14 protein-coding genes and 1 CRISPR repeat array are annotated in these 24,142 nt (G+C 53.4%); of the genes, 4 read left to right on the top strand and 10 right to left on the bottom strand.

All coding sequences use genetic code 11. The annotated features are described in order from the left end of the window. Positions 1 to 2: 2 nt before the first annotated feature. The 8 genes from cas1 to CBW65_RS11220 all read right to left on the bottom strand — a co-directional run bounded on the left by cas1 (position 3) and on the right by CBW65_RS11220 (position 18,118). The gene (gene cas1 / locus CBW65_RS11260) at positions 3 to 1,007 is read right to left on the bottom strand and encodes a CRISPR-associated endonuclease Cas1 (RefSeq protein WP_087456898.1); all 1,005 of its coding nucleotides are present in this window, start codon (positions 1,005 to 1,007) and stop codon (positions 3 to 5) included. Further along, positions 991 to 2,337: a TIGR02679 family protein gene (locus CBW65_RS11255; RefSeq protein ID WP_087456897.1), complete on the bottom strand. Its 1,347-nt coding sequence runs from the start codon at positions 2,335 to 2,337 to the stop codon at positions 991 to 993. The genes cas1 and CBW65_RS11255 overlap by 17 nt, the downstream gene beginning before the upstream one ends. Next, positions 2,324 to 6,472: a TIGR02680 family protein gene (locus tag CBW65_RS11250; RefSeq protein ID WP_087456896.1), complete on the bottom strand. Its 4,149-nt coding sequence runs from the start codon at positions 6,470 to 6,472 to the stop codon at positions 2,324 to 2,326. The genes CBW65_RS11255 and CBW65_RS11250 overlap by 14 nt, the downstream gene beginning before the upstream one ends. Beyond that, entirely contained in the window at positions 6,473 to 7,639 is a 1,167-nt protein-coding gene (locus CBW65_RS11245; RefSeq protein WP_087456895.1) for a TIGR02678 family protein, read from the bottom strand. It lies immediately after the preceding gene. Between the two features lie 8 nt (positions 7,640 to 7,647). After that, positions 7,648 to 9,165 carry a TIGR02677 family protein gene (locus tag CBW65_RS11240; RefSeq protein ID WP_087456894.1) on the bottom strand — a complete coding sequence of 506 codons (1,518 nt, stop codon included), beginning with the start codon at positions 9,163 to 9,165 and terminating at the stop codon, positions 7,648 to 7,650. Between the two features lie 302 nt (positions 9,166 to 9,467). Further along, positions 9,468 to 14,910: a CRISPR direct-repeat array (repeat unit 37 nt; unit sequence CTTTCAGTCCCCTTCTACTCGGGTCTCTCAATGTAAC). Positions 14,911 to 15,784: 874 nt separating this feature from the next. Then, on the bottom strand, positions 15,785 to 16,069 hold the full coding sequence (locus tag CBW65_RS11230; RefSeq protein WP_087456892.1) for a hypothetical protein: 285 nt from the start codon (positions 16,067 to 16,069) through the stop codon (positions 15,785 to 15,787). Positions 16,070 to 16,141: 72 nt separating this feature from the next. Continuing rightward, positions 16,142 to 16,999: a hypothetical protein gene (locus CBW65_RS11225; RefSeq protein WP_157721895.1), complete on the bottom strand. Its 858-nt coding sequence runs from the start codon at positions 16,997 to 16,999 to the stop codon at positions 16,142 to 16,144. Between the two features lie 141 nt (positions 17,000 to 17,140). Beyond that, positions 17,141 to 18,118: an ABC transporter substrate-binding protein gene (locus CBW65_RS11220; RefSeq protein WP_087456890.1), complete on the bottom strand. Its 978-nt coding sequence runs from the start codon at positions 18,116 to 18,118 to the stop codon at positions 17,141 to 17,143. A 206-nt stretch (positions 18,119 to 18,324) separates the two neighbouring features. On the opposite strand from CBW65_RS11220, the gene CBW65_RS11215 reads away from it, so the two are divergent. From CBW65_RS11215 to amrA, 4 genes are all read left to right on the top strand, one after another. Beyond that, positions 18,325 to 19,335: a FecCD family ABC transporter permease gene (locus tag CBW65_RS11215; RefSeq protein WP_087456889.1), complete on the top strand. Its 1,011-nt coding sequence runs from the start codon at positions 18,325 to 18,327 to the stop codon at positions 19,333 to 19,335. Further along, the gene (locus CBW65_RS11210) at positions 19,332 to 20,369 is read left to right on the top strand and encodes a FecCD family ABC transporter permease (RefSeq protein ID WP_087456888.1); all 1,038 of its coding nucleotides are present in this window, start codon (positions 19,332 to 19,334) and stop codon (positions 20,367 to 20,369) included. The genes CBW65_RS11215 and CBW65_RS11210 overlap by 4 nt, the downstream gene beginning before the upstream one ends. Positions 20,370 to 20,389: 20 nt before the next feature. Beyond that, positions 20,390 to 21,208 carry an ABC transporter ATP-binding protein gene (locus CBW65_RS11205; RefSeq protein WP_087456887.1) on the top strand — a complete coding sequence of 273 codons (819 nt, stop codon included), beginning with the start codon at positions 20,390 to 20,392 and terminating at the stop codon, positions 21,206 to 21,208. A 66-nt stretch (positions 21,209 to 21,274) separates the two neighbouring features. Then, positions 21,275 to 22,681, top strand: a complete 1,407-nt coding sequence (amrA, locus tag CBW65_RS11200; RefSeq protein ID WP_087456886.1) for an AmmeMemoRadiSam system protein A — start codon at positions 21,275 to 21,277, stop codon at positions 22,679 to 22,681. Positions 22,682 to 22,698: 17 nt separating this feature from the next. On the opposite strand, the gene CBW65_RS11195 is transcribed toward amrA, so the two are convergent. Together CBW65_RS11195 and cobA are read right to left on the bottom strand one after the other, a co-directional pair. Continuing rightward, a complete protein-coding gene (locus tag CBW65_RS11195) occupies positions 22,699 to 23,379 on the bottom strand; it encodes a HoxN/HupN/NixA family nickel/cobalt transporter (protein ID WP_087456885.1) in 681 nt (226 codons plus the stop codon). After that, on the bottom strand, positions 23,358 to 24,134 hold the full coding sequence (gene cobA, locus CBW65_RS11190) for a uroporphyrinogen-III C-methyltransferase (protein ID WP_087456884.1): 777 nt from the start codon (positions 24,132 to 24,134) through the stop codon (positions 23,358 to 23,360). The genes CBW65_RS11195 and cobA overlap by 22 nt, the downstream gene beginning before the upstream one ends. Between the last annotated feature and the right edge of the window lie 8 nt (positions 24,135 to 24,142).

Genomic DNA, 24,142 nt, shown 5'->3' with positions numbered 1-24,142 from the left:
GGCTACCAGCTCCAGACAAATGGTTTATAGTTTCGTTCGCCGCGAAAATAGGTGGCGAGATGGTGTGCCTGACGCTGCACGATCGTCCGCAATTGGCAGCGCCGGCCTTCGTAGCGGTCTTTGCCTTCCAGACGCTCTTGAATCGCCTGGGAGATGGTGCGCCTCGTATCGCCCGACAACGCACCGTCTTTGACAACCGGGGTGAATCCCTTATTCAAAAGTGAAATCAATGGCCGATCGACGATCGGCTGACGAAACTCTTCCATAAAGTCGAGTACAAAAGAGGGCCGTCCGGAACGGTCAGCATGCAAGAAGCCGGCACACTCTTCCAATCCGGCGAGCAACACCACTTTGGAGATCTCCGACTTCAAGATCCCGTAGCCGTAATTCAAGACCGCATTGACCGGGTCTTGCGCACCGCGATGATCCCGGCTGGTAAAGCCCAGCGCGTCGGGCACCAACGCCTTCACGACCTCCCAATACACGCTGGCAGCCCGGCCCTCACAGGACATGATCGTCTGGCGGATCTCTTCAATCCGTGCACCATCAATGCCCTCCAGCTCGGCGATGCGTTCCTCGATCTTGTCGGCCGCCCGTTTCAGTTGCCCGGCAATGTCTTGGCCGCGCCGGTTTTTCGCCCAGTATTTGACCAGGTTAAGCTGGGCGCGCAGTTTTGCCCCGACGAACAGCTTGCTGATCTCCACACCCCGCCCGTCTTCGTAAGCGCTGATCTGCGCCCTCCGCGTGGCGACGGTGGCTTGCAATCCAGGCGACACTAATTTAGCAAACGGTCGCCCTTGCGAGGTGAGAAAATGAATCTGGATGCCCTGCTCGGCGCAGCTTTCGATCACGTCTGAGGAGAGCGTGATCCCGCGCGACAGAATGAGGATGTCGTCAAGGTCGAAAAAGGGGACTTCCTGAATGATTTTTTTGTCTTTGTCGCGCACGACCAAACGCTCGCTTGTTTTGCGAATCGACGTGCCGAAACCGTCAACCAAGATTTGCATACTTGTCTTCCCCCTGACTTCTCTGGTGATCGTAGAAATGTTGCAGAATATCCCTTTTGAGCAGAGGAAGCAACTGCTCCTGATACCCCGCCCGTTTGCTTTGTGCCAGCGCTGCTTTTGCCTCGGCAAGCGATGGCGACTGCAGCCGCTCCAACTGTTTAAGCCTGCGCGAGTCAACCGTCTTGTCCGAGCGGCAGCGTTGGTACTCCTCTCGCCCCATCCGCCACAGCACCACGTGCTGCGGGTGTCGTTGCACCAGCCGGTCGGCGATGGACAATCCCTCCGGATCAAAATCACCTGAGTAGTACACGGTCGCCCCGCTTTGTGCCAGCGCGTCGATCAATAGCAGCGAGGCCAGCTTGCACTGCCCGTTCACACAGACCATCGGCGGGTCGTGCGGCGCGTCTGCAAACTCGTCCAACAGCGCTGAAAAAACGCCGGAATTCTCAACGACAAACACGAGGTTGGCCGTGCTGGCCGGACGGATCGACAGAGGTTGCACGAGATCACGCAACGGAAGAATTTGCACGCGCTTTTCGTGAAAAGCGGCCTGCCAGGACAAAATCGGCTGCCCGGACTCTCGATGAAATGCCATCAAGCCCGTACAGGACACGTTGTTCAGCAAGTCATCTCGCAACAACCCAAAGGAAAACAGCAATTCCGTCAAGGCTTCGCTGTCGTTCTTGCCCCCTTTTCCATCGGCCAGCAGGTGAAGCAGATCCAAGAAGATCTTTCCCGAGCTGAACTTCTTGTCGAACGCATGGGGATTGCCAGTAACAGAAGCCGCAAACAGCGGGAGACGCATCGGCTTCGCGAGCGGCAGTTGTTGCAAAGCACGCATCGCCGTTTTCAGATTCGCCCGGAGTTCTGTTGGATTGTCATCGTAGCAGCGGTGCAGTCGGCGGGTTCCCTCCTGCTTTTGCAGAATGGCTTCCAGCAAACGGGCTGCTTGCGGATGCTTCCAAGCGCGAAACAGACCTGTGAAGAATCGGGCGCGCTGTTCTTGTTGGCTCGCCTTGACTTCTGCTTTTGTGCGAAGCGGAGCGCCGTTGTACTCCGTCAGAAGCTCGTACAGATCCACCTCGGCAAATCGGGTGGCTTGCAATGCTTTCTCAAACTGCTCCATGGTGATCGAAACTTGATCTTGGCGGCGATAATTTTTATTGAAGAAACGAGACAGCTCGTTTTTCTCTCGTTCGGTCATCCGCTCCAGCCGCACGCTGCCGCCGATGCGGCCCAGGCTGTAGTATCTCTTGATCAACAAGGAAAGGAGCCGGTGAAAGCCGGGCTCCTCCTTGAAGTACTGCGCAGCTTCTTTACGCAATGTCATTTGCTTGTCGCTCCATCAGTTTTTCTCCGTCCCAGATGTACCTTTCCATCGCCACAACTTTTGCACCCGGCGGGTGGATCAACTCATAGATGGAAAGCGTGGAAACCGATTCGTAATCGCCCCACAGCATTTGCGAGTTCATCACATAGTCAAAACCCAGCTCTTCCACGAGTGCAAACATCTTGTTGATGTTGGAGTGGTCCACACCGGCAAATGCTTCATCCAGTGTGATGATGTGCGGTGCGTCGGAATTGGCATCCAAGTAGCGGGAGTACACCGCGGTAAACAGCGGAATGTACATCGCCATCGCCTTTTCCCCTCCGCTCAGCTTGTTGAATTTTTTCTGGGTCAGCTCGTGCAGGGTTTCCTCGCCTTTTTGGCAGTCCAGGACAAATTCAAACCACTGCCGGTAATCGAGCGTCTCTTTGACGATGTGGTGCAAGGTACGGAAGACCTTGTCCTTGCGTTCGTCAGTAAGCATCAGCTTGGCCTTGTTGATCTTGGCGGAGAAATGAGCTGCGATGTGGTCAAGATCCGCTTCTTGGAGCACTTTGGGGTCTTTGCGCAACAATTCAATGATGGAGACGCCGCCGTCCGTTTTCATGTCGGCTTTGGGCTTCCAGTTCAGGAAGACTTTGAAACCGTTCGAGCTGTCATCACCTTTGCGCTGCTTCATCAGCTCCCGCATCTGTTCAACCCAGTCCACGACTTTGGCGATCTTGTTGCGGATGACCTCTCCGATGTTGTTCATGAGAATCTTGCGGAAGAGTTCCCGCTCTTTTTCACTGAGTTCCCGTTTGGTTCTTTCAATGCGATCGTCAAAGTGCTCTTCCATCTGTTTGGGCGAAACTCGATGATCCCCATGCTCGAGCGTGATCAGGAATCGCTTCGTTGCTTCATGAAGCTCTTTCCGTTTGGCAGTAAGACCTGCATCCTCAAATGCGTCGATGTCACCAGGCGCGGTCAGCACAATTTCGTTGCGCTCCATGTAGTACCCCAATAGGTAATCTTTGTGCACATGGAACGCCTCAAAGAGTTCGCTCTTCAACTGATCCAGCGACACATCCGACAGTTCCAGCTGTCCGGCGATCGTTTCTGCCATGCCCTTGATGTCCCCTTGGCGGAGGAGGGCGTCCGCTGCTTCCGATTGGATAAAGCCGAGGGCTGCTTCTTTCTGAAAGAGTTCTTGCCAGGCCGAAGCATATTTATCGTAGAAACGCAGTTGGTTGGAAGATGATTCAAAATGCATTTCCAAACGATTGAGGTCTGCTTCGGTCCTGCCTTGGAGTTTACTTTTCTTTTCAATCTCAGCGGGAAGTCCATGCAGGCGCCGTTCGATGTTGGCGACTTCCTGTTGCAGGGATTCCAGTCCTTTTTCATCCAACAGGATGCGAAGTGCCTCTGCGGCGTGCAAGTGACTGTCCCGTTCCGTTTGATAACCGGACAAGGTATGCTTCACCCGGTCGAGGTCCTCTGTCACTTCTTCCAAAATCGTCAGCACGGTTTGGCGATTGGCGCGCCCGGACAACAAACTTTGATACATGCGCTCTACGTCGTTCAGGTAGCCGATGTAAAGTTGCTGGCTTTCATGCGCGAACTCGTATGCTTCGGGGGAATTCTCCAACGTGAGTTCCTCCGTCATCGCCAGCAACTCACGCAAGATGCTTTGCCACTTGCTTCTCAAAGTTTGAGCCACAGTTTCTTTGTGCCGCAGACTTTCCTGCAGTTTGGTGACGATGCCGCTGGCAAGATTCCATTTGCTGTATGCGGCTTTCATCTCCCGCTCCTTTGGGAAGTTGCTTTTCTCCGCCTTGGACAAATGCAAGGCAGCTACAAATGACTCTTCGGCCTGTTGGTAGTTGTACAGTTCGTGTTCCAGCAAACGAATCTGCTCCTGCAGCTCGGCGATTTTCTGCTGGCGGAATCTTTCGCGCGCTTCGTGGCCGATGAAAACCGAATCGCCAAAATCCGGCGCGATCCCTTCCAGAACTCCCATTTTGTACTGACCATCATGCGTGATTCGAAATTCGCTTGCAGTGTCTTCCATCGAAACACTTTGCAGGATCGACATGATCTCCTCAGTCGGCAGAGCGAGACCCGGCAGCGGTGTCAGGTACGCGGCCAATGTCGCACCGGACTGTTGACTGCCCGGCGTCAGCACTTTGTCACTGATCTGTGCACGGTTAGCGTGCATCGCGCTCACCAGCAGAGCGTCGAGCAGGCCCGTTTCACGCAGCGCATGTTCCAGACGATTGCGCACCTCCGCCGGCACTTCTTCACGGAAATCGACCGCCGCATAGAAGGGAAGGAACGGAATCCCTTCGCGTGCCAACGTCTCACGCGCCTGCTGTGTTTCCGGGTGGCGTGCCGGTTCCGGATCTTTCTGGAGCGTCCATGCCTTGAGGTCCTGTTGCAGGGTCTTGAGTTTGTGCTGCAATTCTTTTTGCTCATTGCGCACATCGGCAATCCGTTCATTCAGCGTATTGCTCCGGCGCTCATATACCGCTTCGACGATCAATCGGATCTCTTCAAATTCTGCCTTGTCGTATAAACTCAATACGAGTTGATGAATGCGATCCCGCTCTTCGACTCCGAGATGCAGTTCTTTGTTCTCGGTTGCCCAGAGATGGAAAGCGTCGAGGAAATTCTCCTGATGCAGCTCAAACGCCGTCCAGTCGGAGTCCCGAGCGGCCATACTGAGCCGCAGATCTTCCTCGTCACGGGCAATTTCATCCGTTTTCGATTGGTAGAGCCCTTTCGCCGTTTGTTCCGCTTGGCTTTTGGTGACGATCTCCCGCAGACGATCCCGGTATTGTTGCGCAGACTGCTTCCAATAATCGAAAGAAAACTTGCCTTCTGACAATTGTCGGCGAAACTTGTCCAGCTCCAGCCGATGTTCGGCATACTCCGACTCGTGCGCGGATTGTGTGAGTTCCCCTTCCAGGGTGCGGATCTCTTTTTCTGTCTCGTACAGTTGCTCATCCTGCGTCTGCAGCGCCAGACGGTGCTTTTGTTCAGCTTGCTGTTTTTTCACTTGTTCCGCTTCGGTTTCTCGAATTTTAGCGGCGGATTCCTCTGCTTTGCGCAACAGACCTTGGTGTTCTTTCGCCAAATCGAACACTTTGTTTTTGCGGAGGATTCGTTGTTGGTCTTCCAGCGAGCTGCGCTCCACCTGCAACTGCTGCAGTTCTGCTGTGATCAGGCTGAGTTTGTCATCAGTATCGGCGATCTGCTTCTCAAGTTTGTGATGATTGCCCGTCGCCGTTGCGTACAGCGATTCGGCCTCCAGATAGGCGCGCGCCTTTTGACTCAGCAAGAAGCGGTTGTATTTCCGATAGATCGTTTCCAGCGCCTGTACGGAGGATTTGCTGGCTTCGTATTGCTTGATCCGTTCGTCGAGCTGGTCAAGATTTTCGATCGAATCGGTGAACGGCATCAGCTCTTCATTCGTAAGCTCGGGAAGCGATTTGGTTAGAATGTCGTGCATGTCTGTGACTTTGAAGTCTTTGGACAGTTTGGGACTGCGCAACAAGACCAGCAGCGTGATCAGGTGCTGGAACGTGTCCAGGTTCTCAAAGCCGAACAGATGCTTGTTCACCAGCTCCATGTACTCTTTTTGACCGGAGACGATCGAGCCGCACTCTTTTTCTTTGAAGAGCTTGACCAGCTCTTTCTTCGTGAGCGGGAGTTTGCTGTTCCCCGCGGCCGGCTGGTGGTACAAACAGAGATCCCCCCGGTTTACCCGCTGGTTGTTGGTCACAACAAAGCCCCAAAAATCAACATCCTTAGAACCTGCTTTTGCTTGCAGGCCGACACCGGTCGTGAGGTACTGTCCCGTCTTTTCTTTTTTGTACTCCAGAAACAGGTAGCCGATCCGATCTTCGACCTCATTGGTCTCCCGTTCGCCGCAAAGGTAGTCGTGCATTCTGCGGTCACTGCTGTTGAACGGGTCGAGACGTTTGGGACTTTTGTTGCCATCGAGCAGAAAGGGCAGCAGACTCTGCATCGTGACCGACTTCCCCGACCCGTTATGACCACGCAAGAGCATCTTGCCATCCGAAAAGTACAGCTCTTCCTCATCAAAGTACCAAAAGTTAAAAAAGCCGGCGCGATGCAGTTTCCATCGATTTTTCACTTAGCTCACCTCTTCTGCTTGAATTTTGTTCTGATAGTCTATCGGGTATTGACCGACCATTCGAACGAGTGGCGCAAACAAGCATACGCTGTCTTCGCTCTCCTCTGCCAACTTCCAGGTTTTCAGCAGGTTCAGCACTTCTCTGACCAAGGTATCGAGGTCATACGTTTGAATTTCCTTGCTCCACCCGTAACCAAACCGGAGCTTGGTCTCGTGTACCCCTTCCCGAAACTGCGCGTTTGCGAGCAACAGTCGCCCTTGCACATCGGTCGCCCATTCATGAGTTTCACTCACCTTTCCATGCACCACCTGGGCCAAGTGAAGCACGGCCATGGAGATGCCTTTTGCATCCGGGAAAGTTTCATGGGAGATCGGAGAGCTGCTCGTCAACAGAGCGGCCTCCCGGTAAACCTCCAGTTCAAAATTGGTGGTGTCTACAATGGTCTCACCAATTCTGCGCTGCACGTTATCCAGCCAAAACTTCTCACCGAGCGTCAATTCGCTGCGGTGGACCAGCGGCGACGTGAAGATGTGCCGGTACAATCGATGGTAGTCGTTTAGACTTTCCTCTTGGAGGAACTCTTCAAAATGCGTGTACGCTTTGATTTCTTTCGCCGTTCGCCGCAAAAAGTAGGGATACAGCGCCGTGATGACAAACAGGACTTCCTGTTCTTCATCGGCTCCGAAATCAAATACATTCCCTTCCTCGACGGTGAGGATTTTTAACGTCTCCGCGTACTTTAACACTCGGATAAACGACCGGCGATGCGCCTGTTCGGTCCATTTCAACGTATCCGGCTGGATCTCATTAAGAAGCAGGAGCAGTTCATCGCAGAGCGTGGACAACAAGAACCTTTCCCCAGGGAGTTTGGATTCCAAAAAGGACATCAGGCAGCAAAACAACACATAGTCCAAACGTTCTCGGAACGCGGAGATTCCCATCCATGTTTCAGCGACGACCGGCACTTTCTCCAGCTTCACCAGTTCTTTGTTGATCTGTAACCGCCAGCGGAAGGTGTCCTCAAAGTACTTTCGCAGGATCGTTTCCCGCTCGCGAATTTTGACGTACATTTCCAAGCTCATCGTTCGGGAGATCCAAAAGTTCTCGAACAGGGCGTGCACGCACTCTTTGGTCTCCTCATCAAACTCAAAATTCTGTTCGTCCATGCTGTCTCTCACCTCCGCAATTCAATCAAATAGTCGGGCAGTGTTAAGGTTCCGTCCAAGCAGACCATCTGGACTGGACGATCGCTGCGGCGTGTGATCGTAAAATGCAAGCCTCGGCACATGCCTTTGCGACCGCCCTTTTCGATTCGGGATGATTTTGCGATCCAATCCAAAATCACGCGCCGGGCTTTCGGGTGCAAAAGCCCTAGTTCGCCGACTGCAATCGTTTGGTTTTTCTGCAGCATGGTGAGCAGCTCTTCTTCGAAGCGGCCTTCTTCCTGGCGATCTTTTAGGATGGCGTCTTTTTCGGCGCTGCGGTCCGTAACTTCGCCGGTGACCCGTTTGCCATGTCCGCCGCGCAGGCAGTTTGGCTTTGTCGTATGCACGTCCGGTTGACGCTCCCAAAGGCTTGCTTCCTGTTCGCTCTTGGTCTCCACGCCGACAAAATGCCGGAGATTTGAGAGTCCGAAGACACAGGCGGATAACTGGTGTGCTTCTGCCAAGTCGCTGGTTTGCAAAAACTTCCTGGCCAGATACAGATAATCGTTTTGCCGATTACGTCCTGCCAATTGCCGGTCATCGTTGCGTACCAGCAGTCGAGTCAGCTTCTGAATGGTGCGGGCCGTTTGCTGCCGGAGTTGATTTTGCTCGCTGTCTTCAGATCTGCGGCTGGCAAACCAGTCCTGTAAACGTTGCCACTGTTTAAGGAGAGCTGTTTTTTGATCTGCTTCCGACCTTTTTTCCCCTAAGGAGATCATCTCGTTCAATCTGTATTGGACCAATCGTGTGATGATCATTTCGACAGCTTGCGGATCGGCTTGGGTGAGCACCCCTTCGATGAGGGGAGCTCTGCGTTGCATGGTGATGATGAAACCTTTCAAGTATTCGATGAAGACGGTTTTCTGCTGCTGGAAACTCTCCGACTGTTGTGACATGCTTTTTTCGAGGTGTTCGGTGTCGGCAAAGAAGTCGACCGTATTTTTGCTGAGTTCATTGAACCAATGGAACAGTTCAGACCATGTCGTATGCAGTTCGGCATCGTCGAGGCTGGAATGTGTTTCGACAATGCGTTTTAAGATGCCGAGCAAACGATCAAAAATCGCCCGATCAAGCGCGCCTCGGCTGGTGTTTTCTTTGCTTTCCCATCCGGTTAAAGTGCGCTCAAATTCGACGGTGAGCGGCGTGAGTTGGTATCGAAAGTTTTTTTGTTTAATCTCGGCAATGGTCTTGTTCGTTCGGTTGTCTTGTCTCTCGATCAAGTTGCCCCATTTCACGAGCATTTTAAGGTCCTGCTCAACTTCTTCTTCGGTGTACTTGACATCCGGGTACGAACTTTTCATGTGCTCGTAAATCTCTTTTTTAAAGATTTGATAACGATAGATCTCGTGCTGCTCAAACAGGTACCTGATGATCGGTCGATACCGGTCCGTGTTGTCTTGCGCGAGATACTTCGCTTCTGTGATTTGCTCGACTAACGCTCTCATGGCCAGCACCAACTTTCGTTCTGAATCGTCTATGCTTTTCATGATGGGCGAATCATTTATGCATTATACATTTACTGGATATTTTGTAAGCTTTCACTTTAATTGATATCAAAGATTTGTACGCTAATGTAAATGAAACTATCGATTCTTTGCTACAATAAAAAAAGACCTTCCCAGTTCATAGGAAGATCCCTGTATGATTATTCGTTTAGCTCAATTCTCTGATACGTTGAAACGCAGGTGTAAAAAATCGGGAGCATCTTCTGGCTATATTGTTCGGATTGATTCGTTTTAACATCTCCGCAGAATCGACTCTTTTGCAAGCGTGCAGACTTCCTGACAAACTTACAGTACTCTTCTACTCTGATCTCTCATTGTTACGACCAAAAAACCGCTGGAATGTGGATCACTCGAATTTCAGTCCCCTTTTACTCGGGTCTCTTAATGTAACCTCAAGATCGGAGACAGCCTGGAGCGCACCGCCCGGTTCTTTCAGTCCCCTTCTACTCGGGTCTCTCAATGTAACGAAACCTCCCAGCGTGGGACCGAAATACCGCTCTTTCCTTTCAGTCCCCTTCTACTCGGGTCTCTCAATGTAACGACAACGGTGTATGTGTCTGCCGCCTGCATCACAACTCTTTCAGTCCCCTTCTACTCGGGTCTCTCAATGTAACAACAGGCTCCTTTATTGTGGACATTCCGTTTGTGGCCCTTTCAGTCCCCTTCTACTCGGGTCTCTCAATGTAACTTGGAGTTCGACCCGTCGCTGCGTGTCCGAGCAAACCTTTCAGTCCCCTTCTACTCGGGTCTCTCAATGTAACTGCGTGCGGCGTGATTCTGACCTACCTGATCGAGAGGCTTTCAGTCCCCTTCTACTCGGGTCTCTCAATGTAACGCTCTGCAAGACATCGTCGGGGAGATCATGAAACCCGACTTTCAGTCCCCTTCTACTCGGGTCTCTCAATGTAACTATAGCATCGTAACCGTTGTGAACTGGTCTGTTTATCACTTTCAGTCCCCTTCTACTCGGGTCTCTCAATGTAACTGAGAGTGCGGCCATTGCCGTCAGGCCTGCTCCAACTCTTTCAGTCCCCTTCTACTCGGGTCTCTCAATGTAACTTGCTCGGTGATGGTCGCCAGTCTGAATTTCTCCTCTTCTTTCAGTCCCCTTCTACTCGGGTCTCTCAATGTAACGAATGCAGCTCCGTCGGCTCCGATTGGGCGTTTTCCTGCTTTCAGTCCCCTTCTACTCGGGTCTCTCAATGTAACAGACAGCCCGAAAAACCGCGCAACAGCCCTCCTGCGCTTTCAGTCCCCTTCTACTCGGGTCTCTCAATGTAACCGATCGATGTGTAGCCGCCTGGTACCCGGCACAGTTCCCTTTCAGTCCCCTTCTACTCGGGTCTCTCAATGTAACATCATGCAGAAGCTGCACGAAGTGACGGTATGCCCGGCTTTCAGTCCCCTTCTACTCGGGTCTCTCAATGTAACTGGCCGGTCGCGTTTATCACAATGGCCATTACGTCGACTTTCAGTCCCCTTCTACTCGGGTCTCTCAATGTAACACACTGGACTCCGCGGGTAGGCGGGGTCTTTTAATTTGCTTTCAGTCCCCTTCTACTCGGGTCTCTCAATGTAACTTCTTCACCTTGCTTTTGTTGCGGTTGAATGGGCGCTCACTTTCAGTCCCCTTCTACTCGGGTCTCTCAATGTAACGGTGCGAAGAGTGTTCCCGGATGGAGTGGTACAGCTCTTTCAGTCCCCTTCTACTCGGGTCTCTCAATGTAACACGGCCACGCAAGGCCGGAGCAGATCCAGCCACATACTTTCAGTCCCCTTCTACTCGGGTCTCTCAATGTAACAAAACGTTCATCGAACTAAAGGCGAACGAGAACGCGATCTTTCAGTCCCCTTCTACTCGGGTCTCTCAATGTAACGCAGAGTTCAAGTTGGAAACCAGCAACAATACGAAGACTTTAAGTCCCCTTCTACTCGGGTCTCTCAATGTAACCTGTGACGCACACCTACTGCCCGAACTGTGGCTAAGGCTTTCAGTCCCCTTCTACTCGGGTCTCTCAATGTAACGCAAACGCGCCGCCAATGTACAGGTACAACACACTCTCTTTCAGTCCCCTTCTACTCGGGTCTCTCAATGTAACAAGTCGATCGACACCAGCTTGCAAGAACTCCCGGATCTTTCAGTCCCCTTCTACTCGGGTCTCTCAATGTAACGACGAAACTACCGTCGACTCCTCGCAAGAGTGCGTCGGCTTTCAGTCCCCTTCTACTCGGGTCTCTCAATGTAACCTCTTTGGTGACGTACTCCAAGCGCGGCTGTATGTTCCTTTCAGTCCCCTTCTACTCGGGTCTCTCAATGTAACCATGCACATCATGTAGGTGTGCAGCCCCTTCGCCTTGACTTTCAGTCCCCTTCTACTCGGGTCTCTCAATGTAACTTGTAAATGTTCTCAAGTGATTGTCCGAAGTCTTCCACTTTCAGTCCCCTTCTACTCGGGTCTCTCAATGTAACCTGGCACGTTTGCGGCCCTGTCTGACGTGACTGTAACCTTTCAGTCCCCTTCTACTCGGGTCTCTCAATGTAACGCTGGCTTCCCCAAAACGTGATCCCGCTTCGGATCGCTTTCAGTCCCCTTCTACTCGGGTCTCTCAATGTAACCTGCAGGTGCGGGCGATCAGTTGGTCAAAGGAAGCCCCTTTCAGTCCCCTTCTACTCGGGTCTCTCAATGTAACTGACGGATCAGCAGGTGCGGGCGGTCTACTACAAAGCTTTCAGTCCCCTTCTACTCGGGTCTCTCAATGTAACGCGCCGTGTCTACGCGATCAAAGGCGAAGGCGGCGACTTTCAGTCCCCTTCTACTCGGGTCTCTCAATGTAACAGCAAAACGTGAAGGCATAGGGGGTTCTTAGCTAATGCTTTCAGTCCCCTTCTACTCGGGTCTCTCAATGTAACATACTGGACGGGCCTACCTCTCCAAGAGCTTTGGGAGTCTTTCAGTCCCCTTCTACTCGGGTCTCTCAATGTAACTGGATGAGTGCGGGCGATCGGATTCGGGATGTCGTCGCTTTCAGTCCCCTTCTACTCGGGTCTCTCAATGTAACGCGCCTTATTCCGTTTCGAGTCATCCGCAGCATCCCACTTTCAGTCCCCTTCTACTCGGGTCTCTCAATGTAACCTCTCGCTCTAAGCCTTGCCGGGCAGCGGTGCGGAGTCTTTCAGTCCCCTTCTACTCGGGTCTCTCAATGTAACATGTGTCGTTGGACTTCTACTGGCTCAAGCAGCACGACTTTCAGTCCCCTTCTACTCGGGTCTCTCAATGTAACCTGTCAAGTTCCTTGTCGAACTTGGCTTCGTCGTGCTCTTTCAGTCCCCTTCTACTCGGGTCTCTCAATGTAACGGGGGAGGTCAGGAGGTTGAGCCGTAAATATCCGTGTCCTTTCAGTCCCCTTCTACTCGGGTCTCTCAATGTAACATCGTACAGACCGGCGATACCGTGCCGATCCTAACCTCTTTCAGTCCCCTTCTACTCGGGTCTCTCAATGTAACGGTGAGGCTGTCCCCAACGAGAACCTCCAACTTTGGTCTTTCAGTCCCCTTCTACTCGGGTCTCTCAATGTAACAGTTGCACGCTTGATGAAGTACCCGGTTGGACTCTGTCTTTCAGTCCCCTTCTACTCGGGTCTCTCAATGTAACGCAAGTTGTTCGAAAAGTTTGGGCCGGTCTACAAGCCCTTTCAGTCCCCTTCTACTCGGGTCTCTCAATGTAACTGTCAGCGAGAGACGTTTCCAGATCGACCATCGTCCCTTTCAGTCCCCTTCTACTCGGGTCTCTCAATGTAACTACTCCACCTTCTTGCCCTTCTCGTCGGTGTAGCTCACCCTTTCAGTCCCCTTCTACTCGGGTCTCTCAATGTAACGGGCCGGTGTAATCGACCGACTCCGCCAGGTTGTCCCTTTCAGTCCCCTTCTACTCGGGTCTCTCAATGTAACTGGAGCACGGGAAACCGAAGCAAGAGGTGATCAACCTCTTTCAGTCCCCTTCTACTCGGGTCTCTCAATGTAACAGAGATTCTTGCGGCGATCGCCGTCGGCCTCTCCCACTTTCAGTCCCCTTCTACTCGGGTCTCTCAATGTAACCCCACATGGTCATGAAAACCGCTGCTATGCGTAGGTTCCTTTCAGTCCCCTTCTACTCGGGTCTCTCAATGTAACGATTTCCAGTGCGTTTCGGAAGCTGTTTGTGTCAATCTTTCAGTCCCCTTCTACTCGGGTCTCTCAATGTAACGCATGTCAAGGATATGTGCAGAGATGGTCGAGTCGAACTTTCAGTCCCCTTCTACTCGGGTCTCTCAATGTAACCCCCGCGCCTTCTACGGCTCCATCGACGGCTCCACACTTTCAGTCCCCTTCTACTCGGGTCTCTCAATGTAACCCACGTCGACTTTGCCGATGTTATTCGTCCCAACGGGAACTTTCAGTCCCCTTCTACTCGGGTCTCTCAATGTAACCGTCGAAGTTGGCGCGAGTTAGCGCGGACGGGACGAGCTTTCAGTCCCCTTCTACTCGGGTCTCTCAATGTAACCGGAACGCAGACATCAAAGTCAGACTGTCCGGCAGCACTTTCAGTCCCCTTCTACTCGGGTCTCTCAATGTAACGGGGGGGTCGGGATTTGCTCCGGCTCCTTCGTCGGCTCCCTTTCAGTCCCCTTCTACTCGGGTCTCTCAATGTAACGACGTTTCGGAGAACTTTCCGTTCACTCCCAGGTTCCTTTCAGTCCCCTTCTACTCGGGTCTCTCAATGTAACGCACCAGTCTCATCATCGTTCTTCGGCGGTGTTGTGCTTTCAGTCCCCTTCTACTCGGGTCTCTCAATGTAACAACCGACAGCCGTATCCGGCGATCTCGATGCTGCAGACTTTCAGTCCCCTTCTACTCGGGTCTCTCAATGTAACATGATGTGCCGGCGTGCGATCCACTCGGCACCTTCTCTTTCAGTCCCCTTCTACTCGGGTCTCTCAATGTAACAACGCACGTGGACTGTACGAGATTGTCGAGATTGAGACTTTCAGTCCCCTTCTACTCGGGTCTCTCAATGTAACCTCTGTTCATCGTGCGGCCTGGCTTTTACGATCAGGCCCTTTCAGTCCCCTTCTACTCGGGTCTCTCAATGTAACTCGGGATCTGGCTCAGGAGTTGGTTCTGATGGAGGATTCTTTCAGTCCCCTTCTACTCGGGTCTCTCAATGTAACGCCTACAGGCGGCGCAGGCGGGATATAATCTGGTCCCGCTTTCAGTCCCCTTCTACTCGGGTCTCTCAATGTAACGCTTTTGTGACGCGCTTCTCAAGCCGCTGTTTCTCTCTTTCAGTCCCCTTCTACTCGGGTCTCTCAATGTAACGGCGTAGAAGATGTATTTGATGTACTTGGCCTGAATCCTTTCAGTCCCCTTCTACTCGGGTCTCTCAATGTAACGATGGAGCGGTACGCGGCGTACAACAGCGCTCTCCTCCTTTCAGTCCCCTTCTACTCGGGTCTCTCAATGTAACTGAAGGTCGGGCTGCATCTTTAATATTCCGAAAAGAAACTTTCAGTCCCCTTCTACTCGGGTCTCTCAATGTAACAATTACGACTGCCATTTTGTATGACCTCCGATATGTTCTTTCAGTCCCCTTCTACTCGGGTCTCTCAATGTAACAACGAAGGAAGCTGAGATTTCGTATCCTTCGGATTTACTTTCAGTCCCCTTCTACTCGGGTCTCTCAATGTAACCGACCTAGTTGGTCGGACAAAGATACAGTTCTGGTGCGGGTTCCGCGAACATTACAACGGGCTTGGGCAGCTGCTTTTTTCGAGGATTCAATTTCTGTTGAAAAAGCGGTTCGATCCTCGAAACTTTGGGATCTCTACTTATGTTTCCCAGTATTAGAATACAATATCCATCTTGAGGTTACAATGAATGGTTACCTTTCTATAAGGTACTGCGTATTGCCATAAGGATCTTCGGAAAGAAATCAACCGCCTATAGGATGAAACTTTTATTTATAACTAAATCAAAAAGCATACCGATTTCCATTCCCCTATGATAGAATACAACCACACAATTGCATAGGCTCCTCAAGGGCGGTCGGCTCATCCCCGATGGAAAGGGGGTGAGATCGGTATGACGGATACTCAATGGTTCACTGTGATGATTGGATTTGGCTCGTTAGTTGCTGCGATCATTTTCGGTGTACTGTCAGTGGTGATCGGCATACTCAACTTACTAAAAAAGAAGTAGACCTCCCTTGAGCTTCCCGGCCTAGGAGGTCTACTTCTTCGCCAAACGATGAGCCGACACCCTTTTGGGGTATCAGTTGTGTAAAGACCGTAGGTGTTCCAGCACCTATGGTCTCTTTTTAGTTTACGCAAACTCTATAAGATAATTCTAACATGTGATGATTCATCACTTCAACCTAGAAACTTTTTCCTCCCTCTCACGTATAACCCCAAATAATGAAAGGAGGCGCATGGCGAGATGAACAATAATAATCTGGTCGAGACACCGGATAGTGCCTGCGTCCTGTGACTGAGCGATTAATTCAAATTCTGCATACATGCGGTTAAAAAGAGCCCTTGCAAGAAGCACGGGCTCTTTTTAATGAAATCACCGGGACTCCTCGACGGTCTCCACAAATACCGGGTCTCGGTCACCTTCTTGGAAGTAGGTCATTGCATAAACGTGGTTAAGCTGCAACAACTTCCACACTTCTCGTTCCTCGACCTTGATTTTTATCTGCTTAAGCGGATCTCCCTGGGGATTCACACCGACAATCCAGCATTCGGCATCTTCTTCATACTTCTTTACGATCTTTATCTCTGAGGTAGAGCTGGTATTTGTATCATTGTTTTGAAGAAGAACCAAGGTGATCACCAACAGAAAAATTACCACGAAAGCTGAACCATACTTCTTTTTCGGAGACCAAGTTCTAATAATCCTCACCTCATGAGATCAAAATGATGATTAGTACCAAATGGTTTTTTGTGCAGATCCTTCATCCCAGCTGCCGTTTCCAGTGAAGTTGAGAGAGAAGAAACCGATGTTCAAACCAACACCTACACCCGATGTGGAAGTATCGTGCGCGTACTTGGTCAAGAAACGAGTGGATGTGTTCCAGTCGGAGGTGTTCTTCGCGACAACATTCATCGCTGACCAACCGTAATCCCGATAATCTCCTCGAATATCGACATTCCAGCCCACACCCCCATACGAGATATCAGACGGGCGTCCACCGCAGTCGCTCAACCAATAGTGATTCCCACTAAAGAAATGCTGACCGGAGTGGGAGCATGCATACCCGCCATTGGTATACGGATCGGAATCAAAATCGTTGCTGTAAGAAAGACCAATTTTATCAACATAGTTCAAGTAGGTGTCGCCATTCAATCCAACAGTATTTGACCACTCCCATTTTTGAGTGACTGTAAAACGCTTTTTACTGTTCATGGTGGCCAGTTGAGACGTTGTGATTACTAAGGACAAGTCAGTGAGATCGATGGTGCCTTCAATGCCTGTGCCACTCGGGTCTTTTTCACGCAAAGTACCATCAAAATCGTAATAAAATTCCCGCTTCTCAGTACCAATGTATTTCACAACACCTTGGTTAATCAAGTGTTCTTTCATGTCGTACGGCATAGAAGCCAGTTCTGCGAAAGGGAATCCCAGTGCTTGCAGCCTTTGATCGAGTTTTTTCTCTTTCACCTTATCCACAACGATTAATGTCGTTTGGTCAGACTCGTTCGAGCTCGCGCTTGCAGTCCCTCCCATCACCCCTAACAACCCTGTTGTCAAAATCAACGCTTTAAGTACAGGCTTTTTCAAAAAGTATCTCTCCTCAAAAAGAAATGTTTTAATAATAAAATACATAGTAAGTAAGTTATCGTCAACCATTTTATCCCAACTTCATCATAGGGCAAACAAAAAGCCCTTGCACAGGGCAAGGGCTCTTTCTTCCTATAAAGACTATTTCAGCAGGTAGCTGCCGAGGTCATCGAGCAGCAGGTTTGCTGCGCGGATGCCGCCTGCGGTGTTCCAGATCGCGTCGTCAACTTTGTACGCTTTGCCTGCTTTGACAACTTCGAGGTTCTTGAAGAGGCTGTCGTTCAGCCATTCTTGCTCGGTCTTGTTTGCTTCGCCGTTGCCGGTGTCGTAGGTGAAGTAGAAGAGGATGTCGCCTTCCATTTCCGGGATGCGCTCTTTGCCAACTTCTGCTGCGAATTCTTCAACGTTTTGCTTTTCCGGACGCGCCAGGCCAAGCTCTTTGAAGATCATGCCGGAGAAGGTGTTGTTATAGTAGATGCGGGTCTTGCCAGCCATGAAACGAACCATGGATACTTCGGTCTTCAGCTTGTCGCCAGCTTGGGTTTTGAACTCAGCTACGCGTGCATCCCAATCGGCCAGCGCTTTGTCGCCTTCTGCTTTCTTGTTCAGAGCTTCTGCATACAAGGTGAAGTTCTTTCTCCAGTTGCCGCGCAGATCTTCCGACATGACGGTCGGTGCGATCGCTTTCAACTGCTCGTAAACTTTCTCTTGGCGCATCTTGTTGCCGATGATCAGGTCCGGCTGGAGTGCTGCGATCGCTTCCAGGTTCGGCTGGGACTCGTCGCCAACCACTTGCACGCCTTCCATGTCTGCTTTGATGTGCGCATACCACGGGTCGCCAGTCCAGGACTTAACGGCGCCAACCGGTTTAACGCCCATCGCCAGCAGCGCTTCGGTGCCTTCGTTGGTCAGGACAACAACCTTTTCCGGTGTGCCCTCGATCGGCGTTTCGCCCATCGCGTGTTTCACGGTGTATTTTACTTCTTGTTTTGCAGGTTCTGCAGCCGGCTTTTGTTCTTCCGTCTTGGAGCCGCAGCCGGACAGGATCAGCATAGAAGATAAGAGTACAGTGAACATGGTGAAGCCGGACTTTTTCAGCCGGTTCATTTTCGAAAACATTTTGTGGTTCCCCCTCGATGAAAATGATTCTCATTTACAGCCATATCCTAACCTGCCGCCGCGTACCTTGTCAATAGGTGATTTTGACAAATGATAATGAGTCTCAAATTCATTGACAGGAACTCTGCCTTTTCCTACACTAAGTACGTATCCATGTTTCGACATCAAGAATCTCATCAAATTATCAGGAAGAAGGACTTATACTCATGTTTGTACTGCTGCCGAATGCTACTGGCAAAGTCGCAGGCCTGATCGGGCTGATCGCGTTGATCATCAGCCTGATGTTCATCTCTATCGTCTTTGGCGTGATGGACACCTCCTGGCAGACTGCGGTCGACGCTTACACGAATTTTACCGGCACCAATGAACAGATCGTCATCAAGGAAGTCCGGGTGCCGCGCGCATTGATCGCCGTCGCCGTCGGGGCCTCACTTGGAATGGTCGGGGTGCTGATGCAGACGTTAACGCGCAATCCGCTGGCCGATCCCGGCATCTTTGGGATCAACGCGGGCGCTTCGTTCTTTATTGTACTGGCAATCACGTTTTTCTCCGTCAACTCGTTGTCCCAGTTCGCTTGGATCGCCTTTTTGGGCGCGGCGGTCAGCGGTGTCATCGTCTATGTGCTCGGGGCGCTGGGCCGCGACGGGTTGACGCCGCTCAAGCTGACTCTGGCGGGCGCTGCGATGACGGCGCTGTTCTCGTCGATGATGCACGGGATGCTCGTCGTCAATGAACGCGCTTTAGAAGAAGTGCTGTTCTGGCTGGCCGGTTCGGTCGCCGGACGCAAGCTGGAATTCCTGACCTCCGTTCTGCCCTACCTCGCTGTCGGCTGGATCGGAACGCTGCTCATCTCCGGTCAGCTCAACGTCCTGATGATGGGCGATGACGTGGCAAAAGGCCTTGGGCAACGCACGGCTCTCCTTAAAGGCGTCACCGGCATCCTGATCATCCTTCTGTCCGGCGCATCGGTTGCCGTCGCCGGGCCGATCGGATTTGTCGGGCTGGTCATTCCGCACATCGCCCGCTTTATGGTCGGCATCGATCTGCGCTGGGCGCTGGTGTACAGCGCGGCGCTGGGCGCAGTGCTGGTCTTGGCTGCTGACGTTGCGGCGCGTTGGATCGTCATGCCGGATGAACTGCCGCTTGGCGTGATGACTGCGCTGATCGGCGTGCCGTTCTTTGTCTACGTGGCGCGAAAGGGGCTGACCCGGAAATGAAGAAATACTTGAACTTCCGCACGAATACCCCGCCTCTTTCGTTCCTCGTCGACCGCAAAGCGCTGGTGCTGTCGATCGTGCTCACCGTGCTGGTCTTACTTGCTGTGATCATCTCGACCGGGCTTGGCGCGATGTACATTCCGCCGCTCGATGTGCTTTCCGCGCTGTTTGGCGGCGGCGATCCGGGCGCACAGCTCGTCGTGCTCAACCTGCGCCTGCCGCGCATCATCGTGGCGCTCCTGGTCGGCATCGCGCTTGGCGTCGCCGGAGCGATCATGCAGAGCTTGATCCGCAACCCGCTCGCTTCGCCCGACATCGTCGGCATCACCGGCGGCGCGTCGGTGGCGGCGGTCGCGTTTATCACGCTTTTTGAAGGGGTCAGCGTGCATTACATTCCGTTCGCGGCGTTTGTCGGAGCGGCGCTGGTCACTCTGCTCATCTATGTCTTGGCTTGGAAAAATGGAGTCACGCCGCTGCGGCTCGTCCTGGTTGGCGTCGGCATCGGGTCGGCGATGACTGCACTTACGACACTGCTGATCGTAGCCGCACCGATTCAGTTGACTTCGAAAGCGATGATCTGGCTGGCCGGCACGGTGTACGGCTCTTCGTGGCAAAACGTGCTGACGATCCTGCCTTGGGTCTTGATCTTTGTCCCCTTGTCGATCGTCTTCGCCCGCAGCATCAACGTGCAGCAGCTCGGCGATGAAGTGGCGACCGGCGTCGGCAACCCGGTGCACAAGCACCGCTTCCTGCTCCTGATGTTCACCGTGGCGCTGGCCGGTTCGGCGGTGGCGGTGGGTGGCGCGATTGGATTCGTCGGGCTGTTGGCTCCGCACATCGCGCGCAAGATGGTCGGTTCGGCGCTTGGCGCTTTGATCCCGACCGCCGGGCTGTTCGGCGGCTTGATCGTGCTGCTGGCCGACATGATCGGACGCTTGGCTTTTGAGCCGCTCGATGTTCCGGTCGGCATTTTCACGGCAGCGATCGGCGCTCCGTTCTTTATCTTCCTGTTATATAAACATCGCAATCAATAGATGAGATTGGAGAGATTCACATGGAGGCGTTGGAAACGCAAAACCTCACCTTGTCCTACGGCGAGGCCACAATCATCGACAGCTTGAATCTGACGATCCCAAAAGGCAAGATCACCGTCTTCATCGGCAGCAACGGCTGCGGCAAGTCGACCCTGCTCCGCTCGCTGGCCCGCCTGCTGAAGCCGGTCTCCGGCGCAGTATTGCTCGATGGCGCGGCGGTCGCGAAACTGCCGACCAAGGAAGTCGCCAAGCGTCTGGCCATCCTGCCGCAGGGCCCGGTCGCGCCGGAAGGGCTGACCGTGCTGCAACTGGTCAAGCAAGGGCGCTACCCGTACCAGAACTGGCTCCAGCAATGGTCGGAAGAAGATGAAAAGATGGTGCGCGGCGCACTGGAAGCGACCGGCATGACTCCGTTTGCGGAAAAAGCGGTCGATTCGCTCTCCGGCGGTCAACGCCAGCGCGCCTGGATCGCCATGACGCTGGCTCAAGGCACCAGCACGATTTTGCTGGATGAGCCGACGACGTACCTCGACCTGACGCATCAGATCGAAGTGCTCGACATCCTGTTTGACCTCAACCGCAACGAACAGCGCACCGTCGTCATGGTGCTGCACGATCTCAACCTCGCCTGCCGCTATGCGGATCACATCGTCGCCTTGTCTGACAAACAGATTTACGCGCAAGGCACACCGGAGGAGATCGTCACCACCGACCTCGTCAAAGACGTGTTCCACATGGACTGCCAGATCATCGCCGACCCGGTATTTGGCACGCCGATGCTGGTGCCGTTTGGCAAAGGCCGCCGCGTTCTGATGGAACAAGCGGTTGCGATTGGCTAAATTGGTATAGTTTGCATACGCCCTCCCGACAATAAGACAAATCTTATTGTCGGGAGGGCTTTTTGTATGGACGGAAAAATCTTGCTGGGTGCTCTGATGCCTCATCCGCCGCTGATCATTCCGGATATCGGCGGCGAAGAGACAGCCATGGTGCGCGACACGGCAGACGCGATGCTCCGCGCGGCACAGGACTTGGTGCAGGCAAGCCCCGACGTGGTAGTCGTCATCTCGCCGCACGGGCCGATGTTTGAAGACGCGGTGACGATCATGGGCGGCGACGTGCTGCAAGGCGACTTGGCGGAGTTTCAGTCGGATGTGACGTTTTCCTATCAGAGCGATGTGGAGCTGGCCGCCGAAATCGTGAAGACGGCAGAGGATCGGGATGTGTCTTTGTATTTGATGGATGACAGTCTGAAGGCAGAGTTTGGCATTGCAAGCGAAGTGGACTACGGCGCAGGCGTCCCGCTCTACTTTTTGGAAAAGGCGGGCTACACAGGACCGATCGTCCTGCTCTGCCCCGGCGGAGTGAGCGCGGAGATGCTGTATCGGGCGGGGATGTGCGTGCAAACTGCTGTGCAAAATCTGGGCCGTCGCGCGGTGGTACTGGCCAGCGGCGACAACTCGCATGCGCTGGCGCAGGACGCGCCGATGGGGTTTCGCGAGGAAGGAGTGGAGTTTGATGCGGCTCTGCAAGAATGTTTGCGGGATAGTGACTTGGCGCGGCTGCTTACGCTCGACGAGTCGATGCTGGAAGCGGCGGCGGAAGACACGGTTGGGTCGATGACGGTGCTGTGCGGCGCGTTTGACCGCGTGCCGCTGGCATCCCAACTGCTGTCCTACGAAGGGCCGTTTGGCGTTGGCTACACGGTGGCAACAGTGACGCCGAAGGGCGGCGACGGCGTTTCCCTGCTCCCAAACATCATCGAATCTCGGGCGGAACGACTGGAGGAGATCCGCGCGTCGGAAACACCGTTTGTGCGGTTGGCGCGTGAGGCGCTGGAGACGTATGTGAAGGAAGAAAAAGTGATCGCGCCGCCCACGCTGATGCCTGAGGAAATGAAGCGCACCGGAGGCTGCTTCGTGTCGATCAAGCAGCTCGGACGACTGCGCGGCTGCATCGGCACAGTCGACGCGGTGACCCCGACGCTCGCCGAAGAGATCATCCGTAACGCCATCGAAGCTGGGATCGCAGATGACCGCTTTTTTCCGGTCGAGGAGAATGAGCTGGACGAGCTGATCTACAAAGTGGATGTGCTGGAGCCGGAGAAGCCTGTCACCGACACCAGCGAACTGAACCCGCGCATCTACGGCCTGATCGTGCAAAAAGGCGACCGCAGCGCCGTCCTGCTCCCCGACCTCGAAGGGGTCAACACCGTCGAAGAGCAGCTGATGTACGCCAAAGAAAAAGCGGGCATTGCGCAGGATGAGGAAGGCGTAGAGCTGTTTCGTTTCCGCGTCACCCGGTATACATAAAAAAAGCAGTCAGCAACTCAAGAGAGCGCCGACTGCAGGATGACCGCACCGAGATACAAGCTGTAACCGCCCGTCAACAAGCCGAGAATCACGTTGATGACGCGGAAGGAACGAGCTTTAAAAAAGCCCCACGCGGTGAAACAGGACACGGCCGAAGTCGACATAAGAAGTCCGACCACAAACATCAGCAGCAGTACCAGACTGAGCATCGTGTTGCCGACCTGCGAGCTTTGTCCGAGCACCATCATCTGGGTTGGCGTCTCCGCGCCCAGACCGTGAATGACGCCGACGACAGCTGCACCAATCAGGCCAAAATGGATCGGCGCGCCGTCTTTGCGCCCTTTGCGGGACAGGAGTTCATAGAGCATGATCCAGCGGCTTTTGAAGGTGAAGTTCTTCCGCTCGGTGACCAGGGAGCGCAGCATGATGAAGCCCAGCACCAGCAGGCTCGCCCCGACCAGCCCTTCCGTAAAGGTCAGCACCCCTTCCGGCAGGTGCTGTCCGAAGAAGATCGCGATCAGGCCGATGCAAAAGACGATCAGGCCGTGCCCAAGCGCATAGAGGATGCCAAGCTTCAAGCCGCGTCGGGCCTTGGTGTTGGTGCCGGTCATGTCGGTGATGGCGGCGATGTGGTCCGGGTCGAAGCCATGCCGCATGCCAAGCAGAGCCGAAATTGTTAACGCGCTGATCCATTCCATGTGAGGTTGCCCCTTTCCGAATCAAACCAGTGAAGTTGTTCTCGCAGGTTGACCACCTCGCCGACGAGGATGATCGAAGGATTTTGTACGTTGTGCTCGCGGGCGATCGCGGTGATCGTCGCCAACGTCCCTTGCACCGTCACCTGCTCCGCCGTCGTGCCCCAGTGAATGATCGCGACCGGCGTATCTGCAGCCCGTCCGTGCGCGATGAGCTGCTCGCAGATCAAAGGCAAATTTTTCACCCCGAGGTAAAAAGCCAGCGTGTCGACCGCCGTGGCGATCTTGTCCCAGCGGATGCTCGATTGCTCTTTGCCAGGGCACTCATGGCCGGTGACGATGGCAAATGAGGACGCGATGTGCCGCTGTGTGACTGGGATGCCTGCATAGGCCGGCGCGGCGATTCCGGCGGTGATGCCCGGCACCACTTCATACGGGATGCCGTGTTTGCGCAGCGCCAATGCCTCTTCCCCGCCCCGGCCAAAGACGAACGGGTCGCCGCCCTTGAGGCGCGTGACGACTTTGCCTTGCAGCGCCTGCGCGACGAGCAGAGCGTTGATCTCCTCTTGCGGCAGTGAATGCCGGTCGGGCAGTTTGCCGACATAGAGCAGCTCTGCCCCTTCTTTTGCATAGTCCAGCAATTGCGGGTTGGCCAGACGATCGTAGAGGATCACGTCAGCTTCGCGGATGCATTCGACGCCCCGCACGGTAATCAGCTTCGGGTCGCCGGGACCCGCGCCCACCAGATAGACTTTCATATATGAGA

Origin of the sequence: Tumebacillus avium (genome assembly GCF_002162355.1) — a bacterium.
In the GTDB taxonomy this organism is placed as follows: Bacteria; Bacillota; Bacilli; order Tumebacillales; family Tumebacillaceae; genus Tumebacillus_A; species Tumebacillus_A avium.
The sequence above is the reverse complement of the archived record's forward strand: the minus strand, read 5'-3'. Positions and strand labels throughout refer to the sequence as shown.

Bases quoted from the DNA above. Each gene is read 5' to 3' on its own strand.
- CBW65_RS11255 (WP_087456897.1), bottom strand. From the start codon at position 2,337: ATGACATTGCGTAAAGAAGCTGCGCAGTACTTCAAGGAGGAGCCCGGC.
- CBW65_RS11215 (WP_087456889.1), top strand. From the start codon at position 18,325: ATGTTTGTACTGCTGCCGAATGCTACTGGCAAAGTCGCAGGCCTGATC.
- CBW65_RS11210 (WP_087456888.1), top strand. From the start codon at position 19,332: ATGAAGAAATACTTGAACTTCCGCACGAATACCCCGCCTCTTTCGTTC.
- CBW65_RS11220 (WP_087456890.1), bottom strand. From the start codon at position 18,118: ATGTTTTCGAAAATGAACCGGCTGAAAAAGTCCGGCTTCACCATGTTC.
- CBW65_RS11195 (WP_087456885.1), bottom strand. From the start codon at position 23,379: ATGGAATGGATCAGCGCGTTAACAATTTCGGCTCTGCTTGGCATGCGG.
- cas1 (WP_087456898.1), bottom strand. From the start codon at position 1,007: ATGCAAATCTTGGTTGACGGTTTCGGCACGTCGATTCGCAAAACAAGC.
- cobA (WP_087456884.1), bottom strand. From the start codon at position 24,134: ATGAAAGTCTATCTGGTGGGCGCGGGTCCCGGCGACCCGAAGCTGATT.
- CBW65_RS11245 (WP_087456895.1), bottom strand. From the start codon at position 7,639: ATGGACGAACAGAATTTTGAGTTTGATGAGGAGACCAAAGAGTGCGTG.
- CBW65_RS11240 (WP_087456894.1), bottom strand. From the start codon at position 9,165: ATGAAAAGCATAGACGATTCAGAACGAAAGTTGGTGCTGGCCATGAGA.
- amrA (WP_087456886.1), top strand. From the start codon at position 21,275: ATGGACGGAAAAATCTTGCTGGGTGCTCTGATGCCTCATCCGCCGCTG.
- CBW65_RS11205 (WP_087456887.1), top strand. From the start codon at position 20,390: ATGGAGGCGTTGGAAACGCAAAACCTCACCTTGTCCTACGGCGAGGCC.